The organism is Bradyrhizobium sp. CCBAU 11430 (assembly GCF_028128855.1).
GTDB lineage: Bacteria > Pseudomonadota > Alphaproteobacteria > Rhizobiales > Xanthobacteraceae > Bradyrhizobium > Bradyrhizobium ottawaense.
Genome location: NZ_LBJV01000065.1, coordinates 164737 through 180792 on the forward strand (window position 1 = coordinate 164737; position 16056 = coordinate 180792).

Here is a 16056-nt window from a genome sequence, read left to right on the forward strand (position 1 = left end):
ATGCTGAGATTACGCGTCACCACATGTTGAGCACGAGGCGCGCCTCGTCGCTCATGCGCTCGGGCGACCACGGCGGCTCCCAAACGACCTTGACGTCGACCACGCCGACGCCGGGGACGCTGGCAACCGCGTTCTCGACCATGGTCGGCAGCTCGCCGGCGGCCGGGCAGTTCGGCGTCGTCAGCGTCATCTGGACGTCGACGGAGCGATCGTCCTTGATTTCGACCTTGTAGATCAGGCCGAGCTCGTAGATGTCGGCCGGGATTTCCGGGTCGAACACGGTCTTCAGCCCGGCGATGATCTCCGTGGTCAGCCGCTCGGTCTCCTCCGGCGGCAGCGCCGAATGGGTCTCCATCGGACTAGCTTTGATTTCGGCCGTGTCACTCATGCGAACAAATCCCGCGCCTTCAAGAGCGCCTGTGCCAGATGATCGACTTCTTCCCGCGTATTATACATGCCGAACGAGGCTCGGCAGGTGGCCGTTACGTTGAACCGCTCTAAAAGCGGCATGACGCAATGGGTGCCGGCGCGCACCGCGATGCCCTGGCGGTCGATCACGGTGGCGACATCGTGGGCATGCGCGCCCTTCAGCTCGAAGGAGATCACCGGGCCCTTGCCCCGTGCCGTGCCGATCAGCCGCAGCGAATTGATCTCGCGGAGCCGATCCTGGGCATAGGTGGTGAGATCGTGCTCGTGCGCGGCGATGCGCTCCTTGCCGATCGAATTGACGTAGTCGATGGCAGCGCCAAGGCCGACCGCCTCGACGATCGCGGGCGTGCCCGCCTCGAATTTGTGCGGGGGGTCGCCATAGGTCACGACATCGCGCGAGACCTCGCGGATCATCTCGCCGCCGCCGTTGAAGGGACGCATCGCGACGAGGTGGTCGTACTTGGCCCAGAGGATACCGATGCCGGTCGGCCCGTAAACCTTGTGGCCGGTGAAGACGTAGAAATCGCAGCCGATGTCCTGGACGTCGACGGGCAGATGCACCGCGCCCTGGCTGCCATCGACCAGCACGGGAATGCCGCGCGCGTGGGCGATTCTGACGACCTCCTTGACCGGCACGATGGTGCCGAGCGCGTTCGACATCTGCGTGATCGCGACCAGCTTGGTCTTGGCCGTCAGCAGCTTCTCGAACTCGTCGATGAGGAAATTACCCTCGTCGTCCACGGGCGCCCATTTGATCACGGCACCCTGGCGCTCCCTCAGGAAGTGCCACGGCACGATGTTGGAGTGGTGCTCCATGATCGAGATGACGATCTCGTCGCCTTCCCCGATGTTCGGCCCGCCCCACGACGAGGCGACCAGATTGATCGCCTCCGTCGCGTTGCGGGTGAAGATCACTTCTTCCGTACGGGGCGCGTTGATGAACTGCGCCACCTTGGTGCGACCGCCCTCATAGGCTTCGGTCGCGGCATTGGCGAGGTAATGCAGGCCGCGATGCACGTTGGCGTATTCGCTCGTGTAGGCCTGCGTCATGCGATCGAGCACGGCGCTCGGCTTCTGCGCCGAGGCGGCGTTGTCCAGATAGACCAGCTTCTTGCCGTAGACCTGCATGGCGAGCGCCGGAAAATCCTGGCGCACGCGCGCGACGTCATAGGCACCGTTCTTGACTGCCGGATGCGTGCTCATGACCGCCGCTCCAGCCAGCGCTCGGCGATGCCGATCACGTGCTCGCGCAAACCGTCATCGGCGATCTGCTCGATCGCCTCGCCCACGAAAGCCTGGATCAGCAGCGCCTGGGCCTGCTTCTCCGGCAGGCCGCGGGCCTTCAGATAGAACAACAGGCTGTCGTCGAGCGCGCCGGCGGTCGCGCCGTGGCCGCAGGAGACGTCGTCGGCAAAAATCTCGAGCTCGGGCTTGTTGTCGGCCTCGGCCTCATCCGAGAGCAGCAGCGCGCGCGTCATCATCTTGCCGTCGGTCTTCTGCGCATCGGGACGGACGATGATGCGGCCCTGGAACACCGAATGGGCGCGGTCGTCGATCACGGCGCGGAAGATCTCGCGGCTGACGCAGTTCGGCACGGCGTGGTCGACCACCAGCGTGGTGTCGCCGTGCTCGGTCTTCTGCAACAGGTTGACGCCGTTGGCCGAGAGTTCGCTGCCCTCGCCCGCCAGCGTGATGAAGCCCTGGAGGCGGCTGACCGCGGCGCCGGTCGTCATGTTGAAGAAGTTGAGCTTCACGTTGGCGCCGACGGTGACGAAGTGCGACGAGACATTCAGCGCGTCAGGCGCATCATCCATCAGGCGGATATGGGCCACGTCGGAATCGTCGCCGACCGTCACCAACACAGCGTCATGGACCTGGTAAGTCTTGGCGCCAGCCGCGACAAAACTCTCGATGATGGTGGCGCGCACGCCCTTCCCGACCGCGACCTGCGAACGGGTGAAGGCCGACGCCGACGCGGCCGTCGCAATGTGGATGATCTGGACCGGCGCGGACAGCTGCGCGCCGTCGGCAATCGACAGCACCACGCCATCGGTCGCCATCGCCGCGTTCAGCGCGATCACGGCATCGGTGGACGCGGTCTTCAGCAGACCGGCATCCTTCTCCAGCGTTTCCCGCAACGTGCTGAAGCCCGCCTCGGCTGCCAGCGCCTTCACGTCGGAGAGATCGGCCGCGAACACGCCGTCGACCAGCACCAGCTTGCGGGCGCCCGCGATCGCATGCACCTTCACAGCGTCCGCGGCGCGCTTCAGCGCGGCCGCGTCGGGCGCGACCGCAAGCGGCAGCACCTCGCCGACCAGCGCGCGCAGGTCGGTGTATTTCCATTCCTCGATCCGGCGGTGCGGAAGGCCGAGACGCTCATAGGTCTCGAACGCCTCGCGTCGCACGGCGGTGACCGCGGTCGAACCCGGCAGCCGGCCCTCGGCGCTGGTGAAGAGATCGCTCACCGCGCGGCCCTTTCCGGTCTTTGCCACAGCAACGTTCATCGCAAAATTCCTTACGCGGCGTCCTCGAACTGGGCATATCCGGAGGCTTCCAGCTCCAGCGCCAATTCCTTGCCGCCGCTCTTCACGACACGGCCCTTCGACATCACGTGCACGACGTCGGGCACGATGTAGTTCAGCAGCCGCTGATAATGGGTGATGACGACCATCGCGCGCCCCGGCGAACGCAGCGCGTTGACGCCGTCGGCAGCAATGCGCAGCGCGTCGATGTCGAGGCCGGAATCCATCTCGTCGAGGATGCACAGGCTCGGCTCGAACAGCGCCATCTGCAGCACCTCGTTGCGCTTCTTCTCGCCGCCGGAGAAGCCGACATTGACGCCGCGCTTGAGCATGTCCTGCGGGATGTTCAGCGACTTCGAGACCTCACGAACCTTCTTCAGGAAGTCCGGCGTCGAATATTCGCTCTCGCCGCGTGCCTTGCGCTGGGCGTTCAGCGCGGTGCGCAGGAAGTTCATGGTGGCGACGCCGGGGATCTCGACCGGATACTGGAACGCCAGGAACACGCCCTTGGCGGCGCGCTCGTCAGGCGACATCTCCAGGAGATCCTCGCCCCTGAACAGGATCTGGCCGTCGGTGACCTCGTAACCGGGCTTGCCGGCGATCACGTGGGAGAGCGTCGATTTGCCGGAACCGTTCGGCCCCATGATCGCGTGCACCTCGCCCTCGTTCACGGTCAGCGTCAGCCCGTGGAGGATCTCACGCTCCTCGACACGAACCTTGAGGTCTTTCACTTCAAGCAAAGCCATTATGGTGTCCAGTCTATTCAAATGATGCATGGAGCGCTTAAGCGCACCGCGAGGGTCGGTATTAACCGACCGACCCTTCAAGCGAGATCGAGATCAGCTTCTGCGCTTCCACCGCGAATTCCATCGGCAGCTGCTGCAGCACGTCCTTGACGAAGCCGTTGACGACGAGGCCGACCGCCTCCTCCTGCGAAAGGCCGCGCTGGATGCAGTAGAACAGCACGTCCTCGGAGATTTTCGAGGTCGTCGCTTCGTGCTCGAACGTCGCCGAGGAGTTCTTGGCCTCGATGTACGGCACGGTGTGCGCGCCGCATTTATCGCCGATCAACAAGGAGTCACAGGCGGTGAAGTTGCGCGCGCCGGTCGCTTTCCGGTGCGCGGTGACGAGGCCGCGATAGGTGTTCTGCGACTTTCCGGCGGCGATGCCCTTGGAGATGATGCGGCTCGACGTGTTCTTGCCGAGATGGATCATCTTGGTGCCCGAATCGACCTGCTGGAAGCCGTTCGAGATCGCGATCGAGTAGAACTCGCCGCTCGAATTGTCGCCGCGGAGAATGCAGCTCGGATACTTCCAGGTGATCGCCGAACCCGTTTCGACCTGGGTCCAAGAGATCTTCGAACGGTCGCCGCGGCAGTCACCACGCTTGGTGACGAAATTGTAGATGCCGCCCTTGCCTTCCGAATTGCCGGGGTACCAGTTCTGCACCGTCGAATATTTGATCTCGGCATCGTCATGCGCGACGAGCTCGACCACGGCGGCGTGCAGCTGATTCTCGTCGCGCTGCGGCGCGGTGCAGCCTTCGAGATAGGAGACGTAGGAGCCCTTGTCGGCGATGATCAGCGTGCGCTCGAACTGGCCGGTGTTGCGCTCGTTGATGCGGAAATAGGTCGACAGCTCCATCGGGCAACGCACACCCGGCGGCACGTAGACGAACGAGCCGTCAGAGAACACCGCCGAGTTCAGCGTCGCGTAGAAATTGTCCGAGGTCGGAACCACCGAGCCCAGATATTTCTGCACCAGCTCGGGATGCTCGCGGATCGCCTCCGAGATCGGCATGAAGATCACGCCGGCCTTCTTCAGCTCCGCCTTGAACGTGGTCGCAACCGAGACCGAATCGAAGACAGCATCGACCGCGATCTTGCGGCGGGCGGGATCTTCCTCGCCGGGCTTGGGTTCCACGCCCTCGAGCATGGCAACTTCCCGCAAGGGGATGCCGAGCTTCTCGTAGGTCTTCAGGATCTCCGGATCGATCTCGTCCAGTGAGGTGACCGTCTTCTTCGGCTTCGGTGCCGCGTAGTAGTAGAGGTCCTGGAAATCGATCTTGGGATAATCGACGCGCGCCCAGGTCGGCTCGGTCATGGTCAGCCAGCGCCGATAGGCCTCAAGCCGCCACTGGAGCATCCAGGCGGGTTCGTTCTTCTTTTGCGAGATGAATTTTACGATCTCTTCCGACAGCCCCTTGGGGGCCTTCTCGGAGTCGATCAGGGTCTCAAACCCATAACGATACTGGTCGACGTCGATGCGCTTCACGCGCTCGACCGTCTCTTGTACGGCTGGCATTCCATCCTCCGCTCGCGGTTTCAAGGACCGCGGTGGATCAAACTCGAACGATTATTACGGTGTCTATTACGATGTTTTTTGGCGGAAAGCACGCGCTTAGAACCGTTCAAGCCGTGTTTCATCGCTTAGCTCTTAAGTAGGGTATTACCGAGCTTTCGCCAAGCCTCTAACGCCCTATTGATGTCATCCGGTTCCGTGGACCAGCCCAGACTGAGACGCACCGCTCCCTGGGCCACGGCGGGATCGTATCCCATGGCGGACAGCACATGGGACGGCTGGACCTTGCCCGAGGAACAGGCCGAACCCGAGGAGACTGCGATGCCTTCGAGGTCAAAGCCGATCACGGCGGTCTCAGCCTTGAGGCCGGGCGCGGTGAAAAGGACGGTATTAGGCAACCTCTTGACCTCATCCGAGAAGATCGTTGCGCCGGCGATTCCCCGGATGCCATTTTCCAAGCGATTTCTGAGGGTTGCCACCTGCTCCGCATCTTCCGAAAGAGTCTGAAGCGCGGCTTTCACCGCTGCGCCAAAGCCGGCAATCCCCGCAACATTCTCGGTTCCGGCGCGCCGGTTCAACTCCTGGCCGCCTCCCCGCAACAACGGCTCCAATCCCGTCAGTCCCTCCGCCACGACCAGGGCGCCGACGCCCTTGGGGCCGCCGACCTTATGTGCGGAAAAAGTCGCAAGATCCGCGCCCATAGCGTTGATCTCGAATGGGATTTTGCCAAGCGCCTGGATTGCATCGACGTGCAGGAAACCGCCGGCCTCATGGACGATCCGGGCGACCTCCGCGACCGGCTGGAGCGCGCCGGTTTCGTTGTTCGCCGCCATGACGGAAACCAGTGCCGGAGCGCCGTCGCGGAGCAGGCTCCTGAGATGGTCGAGGTCAACCACACCGGAACGCGTCACCGGGATCAGGCCGATCTTGTCCGCCGCGAACCGGCCACCGGCCAGCACCGAAGCGTGCTCCACGGCCGAGACCAGCAGCCGCTCGACCGGGCCGCCGGATGACCGCCGCAGGCCAGGCGACAGCGCCAGCGCGTTGGCTTCCGTGCCAGCGGAGGTGAAGACGACGTTCCGCGGCAGCGCCCCTACCGCCACCGCCAGCGTGGCGCGGGCCTCTTCGATCAGCCGTCGCGCCTCCCGCCCCTCGGCATGGACCGATGACGGGTTGCCGACCAGATCCCAGGCGGCGAGCATTGCGCGTCGCGCTTCCGCACGCAGCGGCGTGGTCGCATTCCAGTCGAGATAAACGCGGTTCCGCATGTAGTATTATCTTACCTTGTCTGGGAAACCTAACCCGTTGGGCCCATCCAGCCCGACATGGCGCCCCGACACGCGCTTGGCAACGGGCGATTCCATGCCCGCGGCAGCTGATGACGCGACCATGACACGCTAACATCTTGAGCCCATTGAGTGATGTTCAAGATGCTTGCTTTTTGACCCTCAGCCTATGTTAGAACCCGCACCGTCAAGTCACCGCACGCCTTCAGCGCATCACCGCAAGGCGCGCCTTCTCACCCTTCATTCGCGCTTCCGTCGGTACCTGCCGATGAGGCCACAATCGGTTGATTGCCGAGGATCGTCTCTCCAGCACATCAATCAAGAGATCATCGATGCCTGAAGTTATTTTCACTGGCCCTGCCGGCCGTCTCGAAGGCCGCTATCACCCGGCCAAGCAGAAGAACGCGCCGATCGCGATGATCCTGCATCCGCATCCGCAGTTTCACGGCACGATGAATCATCAGATCGTGTACCAGTGCTACTATGCGTTCGCGCATCGCGGCTTCTCGGTGCTGCGCTTCAATTTCCGCGGCGTCGGCCGCAGCCAGGGCTCGTTCGACCATGGTACCGGCGAATTGTCGGATGCCGCCGCAGCCCTCGACTGGGCGCAGACCATCAATCCCGAAGCGCGCGCCTGCTGGGTCGCCGGCTTCTCCTTCGGCGCCTGGATCGGCATGCAGCTCCTGATGCGCCGCCCCGAGGTCGAGGGCTTCATCTCGATCGCGCCGCCGGCCAATCTCTACGACTTCTCGTTCCTTGCGCCCTGCCCGTCCTCGGGCCTGATCGTGCATGGCGAGAAGGACGCGGTGGTGCCGCCGAAGGACGTCAACACCCTGGTCGAGAAGTTAAAGACGCAGAAGGGCATCGTGATCGACCAGCAGGTCATCCCCGGCGCCAACCATTTCTTCGACGCCAAGCTCGAGCCGCTGATGGAGACCATCACGGCCTATCTGGACATGCGCCTCGCCAACGTGCGCTAAGCGAGCTTTAGCGCGGCGATCCCCATCAAGACGAGCGCGATGCCCGCAAGCTTCATCGCGCTCAACGTCTCGCCGAACAACACGACGCCCATCACGAAAGTGCCGGCAGCCCCAATGCCGGTCCACACCGAATAGGCGACGCCGACCTCGAGCACCTTCAAGGCCCGCCCGAGCAGGACAACGAAGGCCGCGAGCAGCACCACCGAAACGACGCTCCAGCCTAAGCGCGTGTAGCCCTCCGCATATTTCATCGAGATCGCCCAGCCGACGTCGAGCGCGCCGGCGATCACCAGCATCAGCCAGGCCAGGGATTGCGACATCGGCATCGTCTCAGGCGGCGAGCTTGAGCAGATGCGCGTCGTGCCGCACCAGGAAGGCGCGCAGCAATTGAGAATAGTCCGCGCCGACCGCGGTTCGTACGCTCGGACGCTTCGCAAGCTGCGCGCGCCACGCCCGCACCTTCGGAAGATCGGTGAAGATGCCGTGCTCGGTCAGCTCGTCGAACAGATCGAAATAGCGAAAGATCGGCGCGAACACCGCATCGGCCAGGCTGAACGCATCGCCAGCGAAATAAGGTCCCGCGCCGAGCGCCCCTTCGACACGCGCGAATTTCGCGGCGAGCGCCTGGCGCTTGGTTTCGAAGGTCGCCGGATCCGTCGTCGTCTCCAGTCCCCAGAGATCGCCGAGGATCGCCGAGCCGAACTCCATCCAGGCGCGATGCTCGGCACGCTTCAGCGCATCCGCCGGATGCAGCTTCGCGCCGCCCTGTGTCTCCTCGATGTATTCACAGATCACGTTGCTCTCGAACAGCGCGACCTCGCCGCTATCGGTCGTCACCACCAGCACCGGCACCTTGCCGAGCGGCGAGAGCTTTAGAAACCAGTCGGGCTTGTTGGCGAGATCGATGTCGATCCGCTCGAACGGCACGCCCTTTTCCTTCAACGCGATCACGGCGCGCTGCACGTAGGGGCAAAGCTTGTGACTGATGAGTTTCAGTGACGCGGTCATGGCCAAGATCCCGGCGTTTCGATGCAGCTGCACCCAACATAGATGCATTTGCATGCAACTGTCAAGATCAATGCAATTGCATTAATTTAGGGCCGGCCGATCACCCTGCCCGTCATCGGCATCGGCGCGCGTCGGGCAAAACACCCAAAACCCGTCAATCCCCGTCCGCAAAAATATTCCATTTTCCCGAATTTCGGATTTATGGCATACACACGCCATCCCGGCCCTGCCAGAGGGGCGCTTCGCGATCGTCACGAGATGCGGGCCGGGGTGCGGTGGACGCGGTAGCGCCGGCGCGATGTGCGTGAGGACAGGGCGGGCGACCGTGAGTCCCGGCACAACGCGCATACGACACGGCGCGGTCACAGCGGTTTGGTCGATGCTCTGGGGCGGGCACACGCAAGCCCCGGATGTTGAGGCCAAGCCGTCCGCGGACGGAGAAGTCGTGTGGTCCCGACGCCCGGGGTTCTGGCGTCAAGGCTTGCGGTGATGCGGCGGCCCGACCGGGCACGTGCATCAGCCATCCGCAAGGCGACGGGGGCAATAGTGCAACGCTCCCCGAGGAGAGCACGAAGGACACCGTTAAAACCATCCGCGCAGGGAAGGCCGGGCGACCGGCACACCTGTGGTCCAGCCCGTGTGCGTTCTAATCGCCCACGGACCTGCGGGTGCCGCCGGCGCCCGGCCTTCCCTGCGTCCTCTGGTCCGATTGAGGGCGCCGAACGACGGCAAGGCTCGGGCGAAACCTGCCGCGAGAGTACGAAGGCGTGTCTGCAATCTTGAAAGCCGATTGGAAGGGCGAGGCAGTGCCCCAATTCGGGAAGCCGCCCTCAGGGCCGCGCGATCACCCCGCCCGTCATCGGCATCGGCACGCCCGTGGTGGCCGGATAGGACAGCGGCAGGCCCTTCAGCCCACGCGCGGCGAGGAAGCCGAAGGCCTGGGCTTCGATGGCGTCGGAGGCCCAGCCGAGCGTCTCGGCGGCCTCGACGGTCGCCGATCCCACCCGCTCCCGCAGCATCCGCAGCATGGTGAGATTGCGGGCGCCGCCGCCGCAGACGATCCAGCTCCGCGGCCGACGCGGCAGCAACGGGATGATGCGGGCGATCGCCGCCGCGGTGAAGGCGGTCAGCGTCGCCGCGCCATCGGCCGGGGCGACATCGCCGAGCTTGAGCGCGGCAAAATCGTTGCGGTCGAGCGATTTCGGCGGAGGCAATGCAAAGAATGGCAGCTCGAGCGCGCGCGCGATCCAGGCCTCATCGACCTTCCCGAGCGCTGCGAACTTTCCTTCCGCATCGAACGCCTGGTTCATGGTGCGGTACATGAAATCGTCCAGCAGCGCGTTGCCGGGGCCGGTGTCGCAGGCGATCAGCGTGTCGTTGCCGTCGATATAGGTGATGTTGGAGACGCCGCCGATATTGACCACGACGATCGGCCCCTCGCGATCCAGCGAGTTGGCGAGCGCGCGGTGGTAGACGGGTACGAAGGGCGCCCCCTGCCCGCCAGCCTCGACGTCGGCGGCGCGGAAATCATGCATCACGGGGATATGGATCGCTCTCGCCAGCGCCGGCGCGTCGCCGATCTGCACCGTCAGCCGTTTCTCGGGGCGGTGCAGCACGGTCTGGCCGTGGAAGCCGACGATGTCGATGTCCTCGGGCTTCATGCGGTTCTGGGCAAAGAAGGCGGCAACCGCCTCGGCATGGGCCCGTGTCACCGCGCGCTCGGCCTCGGCCAGGATGCCTGGCCGGGCGTCACGTTGCAGCAGGTGCACAGCCTCGGAGAGCGCCTGGCGCAGCAGATTGCGCTCCGCAGGGCTATAGGCCCGGTAGCCGGACGGCCCGAATGCCTTCACCTGTTTTCCATCGGTTTCGATCAGCGCGACATCCACCCCGTCCAGCGAGGTGCCGCTCATCAAACCGAGTGCCGTCAACATCATGGATCAGCGTCCTCAAGAGACCCCCTCCGGCATGCCGATCTTGTGCCAGAGGGACACATCTTATAATGCCACAGGCCAAAGTGGCGGGCAGCAATCGAGTTCCCACGGAAGACCCTTAAATTGCGCCCAAAACAGTAAACCAAGAATTGTCAGGCACGCCGACAGATGACTGCATTTAAATCGGATTTCCTCAACACCCTGCAGGAACGTGGATTCATTCACCAGTGCTCCGATTTCGAGGGGCTGGACGCGCTCGCCGCCAAGGGCGAGGCGACCGCCTATGTCGGCTACGATTGCACCGCCCGCTCGCTGCATATCGGCAATTACCTCACCATGATGATGCTGCACTGGCTCCAAGAGTCCGGCAACAAGCCGATCACGCTGATGGGCGGCGGCACCACCATGGTGGGCGATCCCTCCGGCAAGGACGAGACGCGCGCGATGCGCACCGTCGCCGAGATCGAGGCCAACAAGGAATCGATCCGCGGCGTGTTCGCCAAGGTATTGCGCTATGGCGAGGGCAAGAGCGACGCCATCATGCTCGACAATGCGGAGTGGCTGACCAAGCTGAACTGGATCGAGATGCTGCGCGACGTCGGGCGGCACTTCTCGGTCAACCGCATGCTGACCATGGACTCCGTGCGGCTGCGCCTCGAGCGCGAGCAGGAGATGAGCTTCATCGAGTTCAACTACATGGTCTGCCAGGCCTACGACTTCGTCGAGCTCGCCAAGCGCACCGGCTGCAAATTGCAGATGGGCGGCTCGGACCAGTGGGGCAACATCATCATGGGCGTCGATCTCGGCCGCCGCATGGGCACCCATCAGCTGTTCGCACTGACGACGCCGCTGCTGACGACGGCATCGGGCGCCAAGATGGGCAAGACGGCGCAAGGCGCGGTCTGGCTCAACGCCGACGCGTTCTCGCCTTATGATTTCTGGCAGTACTGGCGCAACACCGAGGATGCCGACGTCGGCAAATTCCTGAAGCTGTTCACGACGCTGCCGATGGCTGAGATCAGGAAGCTCGAGGCGCTCGGCGGCTCGGAGATCAACGAGGCCAAGAAGGTGCTCGCCACTGAAGCGACCGCGCTGCTGCACGGCCGCGAGGCCGCGAACGAGGCGGCGGAGACCGCGCGCCGCACCTTCGAGGAAGGCGCGCTGGCCGAAACCCTGCCGACGGTGCAAATTCCGCAGGGTGAGATCGACGCCGGCCTCGGCGTGCTCAACGCCTTCGTCAAGGCGGGCCTCGTTGCATCCAACGGCGAAGCCCGGCGCCAGATCAAGGGCGGCGGCCTTCGCGTCAACGACGAGCCGGTCACTGACGAAAAGATGGCACTGTCGGCAAACAATCTGACGCCCGAGGGCGTGATCAAGCTGTCCTTCGGCAAGAAGAAGCACGTCCTCCTTAAGCCTGCATAGGCGTATGAGTTTTTCGCTGCTTGTCAGGGCGCACGGATGCGCGCTCCCTGACGGGCAATGGATCAGAACACGCCCAGGGAGAACGTCGCGAGCGATCAGCGGGACGCTGTTCGCATCGCGCTCGTCGTGCTCGCTCTGTGCTTCACGCTGGCCGTGCTCGGCCGCGGGCTCGGCGACAGCTTTACGGTGTTCCTGAAACCGATTTCGGAAAGTTTTGGCTGGGACCGCGCGCAGATCGTCTCGGTCTATTCACTGACCTGGCTCGCGAGCGGTCTCACCGCGCCCTTCGTCGGACGCCTGTTCGACCATTCCGGACCACGCATCGTCTATGCGCTCGGGCTGCTGCTGCTGGGCGCGGCGTTCCTGGTCGCAGCCCACGCGCAACATCTCTGGCAGTTCCAACTCTCGATCGGCCTCTGCGTCGGCATCGGCGTTGCCTTCATCGGCATCGTGCCGAACTCGATCCTGCTCGGCCGCTGGTTCGGCCCTCGTCTGCCGACGGCAATGTCGGTGGTGTATTCAGCGATGGGCGGCGGCGTGCTGGCGCTGCTGCCGGCTTCGCAGCTCCTGATCGATCACATCGGCTGGCGCGACACCTACCAGCTATTCGGTTTTACGGCACTGGGCCTGTTGCTCCCGCTGATGCTGCTGCCGTGGCGGCTGTTCGCCGCGGGCTCGCCGCATGTCGTGAAGAGGACCGACCCTGATTTCGTCGACAATGGCTGGACCCTGCTCCGTGCCATGCGCCATCACGCCTTCTGGGCGCTGTTCTGGACCTTTTTCTTCACTGCCGTCGGCATGTACTCAATCGCCGCACAGATCGTGGCCTATCTGATCGACGCCGGCTTTCCGCCGCTGCAGGCTGCGACCGCCTGGGGTTTCTCCGGCGTCGTGCTTGTGTTCGGCATGCTCGGCGTCTCCGCGCTCGACGGCCTGATCGGGCGCCGGCCGTCGGTGCTGCTGAGCTACGCGATCTCGATCCTCGGCATCGTCCTGCTCTGGCTGTTGCAGTATTCTCCGAACATCCTGCTGCTCACCGGTTTCGTCGTTTGCTTCGGCAGCATGATGGGCTCGCGCGGCCCGCTGATCAGCGCCACGGCGATGAGGATTTTCCAGGGCAAGCGGGTCGGGACCATCTACGGCACCATCTCGATCGGCAGTGGCCTCGGTTCGGCGTTCGGCTCCTGGAGCGGCGGCCTGATCCATGACGCGACCCACGGGTACAACGCGCTGCTTGCTTTCGCACTTGCGAGCGTGGTGCTCGGGATGATCCCGTTCCTGATCGTGCCCGCCTTGCGGCGGTAGGTGTCCTGGAGGTAACTTGCGCGCATCCGCGTCACCGGGAAATTACGGATGGGCGCGACGCGGAATACGCGCGAAAGCTGCGGTCGTACGCGGCTGAAATCCTGGCCTGCGGTGTTTTGTCCGACATGACGAAAATGTCAGGACGAATCGAGTGCGCACGGCTTGCAGGGCGAAACCGAATGCGGTCCAAGTCGCAGCATTGGATGGAGGGCACAAACCAATGAACTTTCCGTATCTCACTCGCTTTCAACCGGTTCTCTTGAGCCTGTTTCGCTTCGTCACCGGATTGCTGCTGTTCCAGTACGGCATCGCAAAGATCTTCAAGTTTCCGGTGCTCCCCTACTTCGCCAACATCCCGCCGCTGATCTGGACGGCAGGTGCGCTCGAACTCGTGCTCGGCGCGCTTCTGATGCTCGGCCTGTTCACCCGCCTCACCGCTTTCATTCTCTCGGGCGAAATGGCCTTCGCTTACTTCATGGGCCACATGCTCAAAGGCGAAACGCCGGTGCTCTTGCCGCTGCTCAATGGCGGCACCGCAGCAATCCTGTTCTGCTTCGCCTGCCTCTACCTCGCGGCCGCCGGCGGCGGTTCGGTCAGCGTAGATGCGCTGATGGGCAAGGAGAGTGACGCGGCGGGCGATGCCTACGCACGGCGCTGAGGCGCTCGCAAATTAATCTGAACGCAAGACGGCACCGGCGGATCTGCCGGTGCCGACTCAGTGCGCGCCCAGCACGTTCCAGATCAGGACGAGGGCGGCCACGAGCAGCACGGCCATGACGATGCGGTGAACGAATCGGTTCATTGCCGCTCCGGCCGGGCTCGGTCACCACCACATTCCGACATCATCTGTCTCGGCGACCTGACGCGCCACGCACTGGCGAAGCGCGTTTCCGCCTGCATGCGTGCGCATCCGGCTGCGGACGCTGCGCGCGCGGCAGCACGTCGCACGCGTCCATTCATGATTGGTAAGAACTTCATGCTACCGACGCGAGCAATAACAACCATTTTTTTCGAGGCTGCGATGAAGCTGATGAGTCATCTCAAGATCCGGACCAAGCTCGCCAGCATGGTCTGTCTTTCAGCTCTCACAGTCACAGCCATCATCGGCGTATCGTCCGTCCTCAGCAAGAGCCGCATGATGGAGGACCGCGTCCAGCAGATGCGGACTGCGGTAGAGCTGCTCTACAACTACGCGCAATCTCTTCAGGAAGAGGTTACCGCCGGCAAGCTGACGTCGGCCGACGCCAAAGCCCAGTTCCACCAGCGTGGCCGCCGCATGAACTTCAACGGCAACCAGGGCTACCCCGTCGTCTACAACCCCGACACCTCCATCCTGGTGAACGGCGCCAATCAGCAGCTGGAAGGCAAGATCACCGGAGCCAAAGACTCCAACGGCGTCCTGATCGCCGACGCCATCATCAAGGCTGGCGGCGAGACCGCGCAGGGCGGAGTGACCTCCTATCTCTACCCCCGCCCCGGCCAGACCGAGCCCGTGCGCAAGACCGTCTTCGCGCGCAAATTCGCGCCCTGGAACGCGACCATCAGCTACGGCCTCTATGTCGACGACATCGACGCCGACGTGCGCGCCCTGACGCTGGAGCTCGGCGCGATCGGCGTCGGCCTGATGCTGCTGATGGCGACGCTGTCCTGGCTGATCGCTCGCGACGTGCTCGGCGCGCTCGACCGCCAGAAGAACCGCATGCAGGAGATTTCGGAAGGCGCCATCGATAACCCGGTCGAGGAGACCGACCGCGGCGACGAGATCGGCCGCATGGCCGAGACACTCGAAGTGCTCAGGCAGACCGCGCTGACGGCGCGGAACCTGGAAGCCGAGCAGGTCGCCGCCAAGACCCGCAGCGAGCAGGAGAAGCGCGACGCCCTGATCGCCCTCGCCGATCGCTTCGATGCCTCCGTCGGTCAGCTCGTCGGCCTGATGGCCTCCGGCTCCGGCGAGCTCGAGACCACCGCGAAATCGATGTCATCCACGGCTGAGGGCACCAACCGCCGCGCCGCCGTGGTCGGCACGGCCGCCACCGAGGCCAGCCAGCGCGTCCAGACCGTCGCGGCCGCCGCCGAAGAGCTCTCCTCCTCCATCACCGAGATCAGCCGCCAGGTCGCCCAGTCCGCAGAAGTCACGGGACGCGCCGTGGACAGCGCGCGCCGCACCGACACCATCGTGCGCGCGCTCTCGGACGGTGCCCAGCAGATCGAGCATGTCGCCGAGTTGATCTCCAGCATTGCCGCCCAGACCAATCTGCTCGCACTCAACGCCACCATCGAGGCCGCGCGCGCCGGTGAAGCCGGCCGCGGCTTTGCCGTGGTCGCCTCCGAGGTGAAGTCGCTGGCGAGCCAGACCGCCGAAGCCACCCGCGAGATCGGCGACAAGATCGCGCAGATCCAGGGCGCGACCAAGGAGGCCGTGGACGCCATCGGCGGCATCACCGCCACCATCGAGGAGGTCAGCCGCATCGCCACCTCGATCGGTGCCGCCATCGAGGAGCAAGGCGCCGCCACCGCCGAGATCGCCCGCAGCGTCTCGCAGACCGCGGAAGCCACCAAGGAAGTCACCACCAATATCGGCGGCGTCTCTACCGCCGCGAACGAGACCGGCAACGCCGCCGGCATGGTGCTCGCCGCCGCCTCGAACCTCTCCAAGCAGGCCGAGCAGCTCTCCGGCGAAGTCGGGACATTCCTCGCAGGCGTGCGCGCGGCTTAGGCGGCCGACAACACTCCAAGCGATCTCCGTCATGCCCGGGCTTGTCCCGCCTGCGCGGCCGAAGCCGCTTCGGCGAGGCGAAGGCCCGGGCATCCACATTCCTGGTGCCGTGTGGTGAGGCGTGGATGGCCGGGACAGCCCGGCCATGACGCCGGA

General features: G+C 64.3%; 14 protein-coding genes. 5 read left to right on the forward strand and 9 right to left on the reverse strand.

Annotation, left to right across the window (positions count from 1 at the left end; all coding sequences use genetic code 11):
* Window positions 1–16: 16 nt before the first annotated feature.
* The 6 genes from XI04_RS24905 to XI04_RS24930 all read right to left on the reverse strand — a co-directional run bounded on the left by XI04_RS24905 (window position 17) and on the right by XI04_RS24930 (window position 6520).
* On the reverse strand, window positions 17–388 hold the full coding sequence (locus XI04_RS24905) for an SUF system Fe-S cluster assembly protein (protein WP_018323035.1): 372 nt from the start codon (window positions 386–388) through the stop codon (window positions 17–19).
* Window positions 385–1632, reverse strand: coding sequence for a cysteine desulfurase (locus XI04_RS24910; RefSeq protein ID WP_028144820.1), 1248 nt, complete (start codon window positions 1630–1632; stop codon window positions 385–387). Before XI04_RS24910 ends, XI04_RS24905 begins: the two co-directional genes overlap by 4 nt.
* Window positions 1629–2933: a Fe-S cluster assembly protein SufD gene (gene sufD / locus XI04_RS24915; protein ID WP_271609138.1), complete on the reverse strand. Its 1305-nt coding sequence runs from the start codon at window positions 2931–2933 to the stop codon at window positions 1629–1631. Before sufD ends, XI04_RS24910 begins: the two co-directional genes overlap by 4 nt.
* 11 nt (window positions 2934–2944) lie before the next feature.
* Window positions 2945–3697, reverse strand: coding sequence for a Fe-S cluster assembly ATPase SufC (sufC, locus tag XI04_RS24920; RefSeq protein WP_038946651.1), 753 nt, complete (start codon window positions 3695–3697; stop codon window positions 2945–2947).
* Window positions 3698–3758: 61 nt separating this feature from the next.
* Window positions 3759–5255, reverse strand: coding sequence for a Fe-S cluster assembly protein SufB (sufB, locus tag XI04_RS24925; protein ID WP_028144823.1), 1497 nt, complete (start codon window positions 5253–5255; stop codon window positions 3759–3761).
* Window positions 5256–5380: 125 nt separating this feature from the next.
* Window positions 5381–6520 carry a cysteine desulfurase family protein gene (locus XI04_RS24930; protein ID WP_038946650.1) on the reverse strand — a complete coding sequence of 380 codons (1140 nt, stop codon included), beginning with the start codon at window positions 6518–6520 and terminating at the stop codon, window positions 5381–5383.
* Between the two features lie 350 nt (window positions 6521–6870).
* Here XI04_RS24930 and XI04_RS24935 point away from each other — a divergent pair, with 350 nt between their 5' ends.
* Window positions 6871–7518: an alpha/beta hydrolase gene (locus XI04_RS24935; RefSeq protein ID WP_014495555.1), complete on the forward strand. Its 648-nt coding sequence runs from the start codon at window positions 6871–6873 to the stop codon at window positions 7516–7518.
* Here the strand turns inward: XI04_RS24935 and XI04_RS24940 are convergent.
* The 3 genes from XI04_RS24940 to XI04_RS24950 all read right to left on the reverse strand — a co-directional run bounded on the left by XI04_RS24940 (window position 7515) and on the right by XI04_RS24950 (window position 10460).
* Complete coding sequence (locus XI04_RS24940) at window positions 7515–7838, reverse strand: DMT family transporter (RefSeq protein ID WP_028144825.1); 324 nt, start codon at window positions 7836–7838, stop codon at window positions 7515–7517. The two genes, XI04_RS24935 and XI04_RS24940, sit on opposite strands and share 4 nt — an antisense overlap.
* 10 nt (window positions 7839–7848) lie before the next feature.
* Window positions 7849–8526 carry a glutathione S-transferase family protein gene (locus XI04_RS24945; protein WP_038970202.1) on the reverse strand — a complete coding sequence of 226 codons (678 nt, stop codon included), beginning with the start codon at window positions 8524–8526 and terminating at the stop codon, window positions 7849–7851.
* 830 nt (window positions 8527–9356) lie between these two features.
* Entirely contained in the window at window positions 9357–10460 is a 1104-nt protein-coding gene (locus tag XI04_RS24950; protein ID WP_038970201.1) for an anhydro-N-acetylmuramic acid kinase, read from the reverse strand.
* Window positions 10461–10625: 165 nt separating this feature from the next.
* Here XI04_RS24950 and tyrS point away from each other — a divergent pair, with 165 nt between their 5' ends.
* From tyrS to XI04_RS24970, 4 genes are all read left to right on the forward strand, one after another.
* On the forward strand, window positions 10626–11879 hold the full coding sequence (tyrS, locus tag XI04_RS24955; protein WP_028144828.1) for a tyrosine--tRNA ligase: 1254 nt from the start codon (window positions 10626–10628) through the stop codon (window positions 11877–11879).
* Window positions 11880–11936: 57 nt separating this feature from the next.
* On the forward strand, window positions 11937–13184 hold the full coding sequence (locus tag XI04_RS24960) for an MFS transporter (RefSeq protein ID WP_212429156.1): 1248 nt from the start codon (window positions 11937–11939) through the stop codon (window positions 13182–13184).
* 220 nt (window positions 13185–13404) lie between these two features.
* Complete coding sequence (locus XI04_RS24965; RefSeq protein WP_028144830.1) at window positions 13405–13842, forward strand: DoxX family protein; 438 nt, start codon at window positions 13405–13407, stop codon at window positions 13840–13842.
* A 363-nt stretch (window positions 13843–14205) separates the two neighbouring features.
* On the forward strand, window positions 14206–15900 hold the full coding sequence (locus tag XI04_RS24970; RefSeq protein WP_028144831.1) for a methyl-accepting chemotaxis protein: 1695 nt from the start codon (window positions 14206–14208) through the stop codon (window positions 15898–15900).
* Window positions 15901–16056 lie beyond the last annotated feature (156 nt).

Bases quoted from the DNA above. Each gene is read 5' to 3' on its own strand.
- XI04_RS24910 (WP_028144820.1), bottom strand. From the start codon at position 1,632: ATGAGCACGCATCCGGCAGTCAAGAACGGTGCCTATGACGTCGCGCGC.
- XI04_RS24930 (WP_038946650.1), bottom strand. From the start codon at position 6,520: ATGCGGAACCGCGTTTATCTCGACTGGAATGCGACCACGCCGCTGCGT.
- XI04_RS24905 (WP_018323035.1), bottom strand. From the start codon at position 388: ATGAGTGACACGGCCGAAATCAAAGCTAGTCCGATGGAGACCCATTCG.
- sufC (WP_038946651.1), bottom strand. From the start codon at position 3,697: ATGGCTTTGCTTGAAGTGAAAGACCTCAAGGTTCGTGTCGAGGAGCGT.
- tyrS (WP_028144828.1), top strand. From the start codon at position 10,626: ATGACTGCATTTAAATCGGATTTCCTCAACACCCTGCAGGAACGTGGA.
- sufD (WP_271609138.1), bottom strand. From the start codon at position 2,933: ATGAACGTTGCTGTGGCAAAGACCGGAAAGGGCCGCGCGGTGAGCGAT.
- sufB (WP_028144823.1), bottom strand. From the start codon at position 5,255: ATGCCAGCCGTACAAGAGACGGTCGAGCGCGTGAAGCGCATCGACGTC.
- XI04_RS24940 (WP_028144825.1), bottom strand. From the start codon at position 7,838: ATGTCGCAATCCCTGGCCTGGCTGATGCTGGTGATCGCCGGCGCGCTC.
- XI04_RS24965 (WP_028144830.1), top strand. From the start codon at position 13,405: ATGAACTTTCCGTATCTCACTCGCTTTCAACCGGTTCTCTTGAGCCTG.
- XI04_RS24945 (WP_038970202.1), bottom strand. From the start codon at position 8,526: ATGACCGCGTCACTGAAACTCATCAGTCACAAGCTTTGCCCCTACGTG.
- XI04_RS24970 (WP_028144831.1), top strand. From the start codon at position 14,206: ATGAAGCTGATGAGTCATCTCAAGATCCGGACCAAGCTCGCCAGCATG.
- XI04_RS24935 (WP_014495555.1), top strand. From the start codon at position 6,871: ATGCCTGAAGTTATTTTCACTGGCCCTGCCGGCCGTCTCGAAGGCCGC.
- XI04_RS24950 (WP_038970201.1), bottom strand. From the start codon at position 10,460: ATGATGTTGACGGCACTCGGTTTGATGAGCGGCACCTCGCTGGACGGG.
- XI04_RS24960 (WP_212429156.1), top strand. From the start codon at position 11,937: ATGGATCAGAACACGCCCAGGGAGAACGTCGCGAGCGATCAGCGGGAC.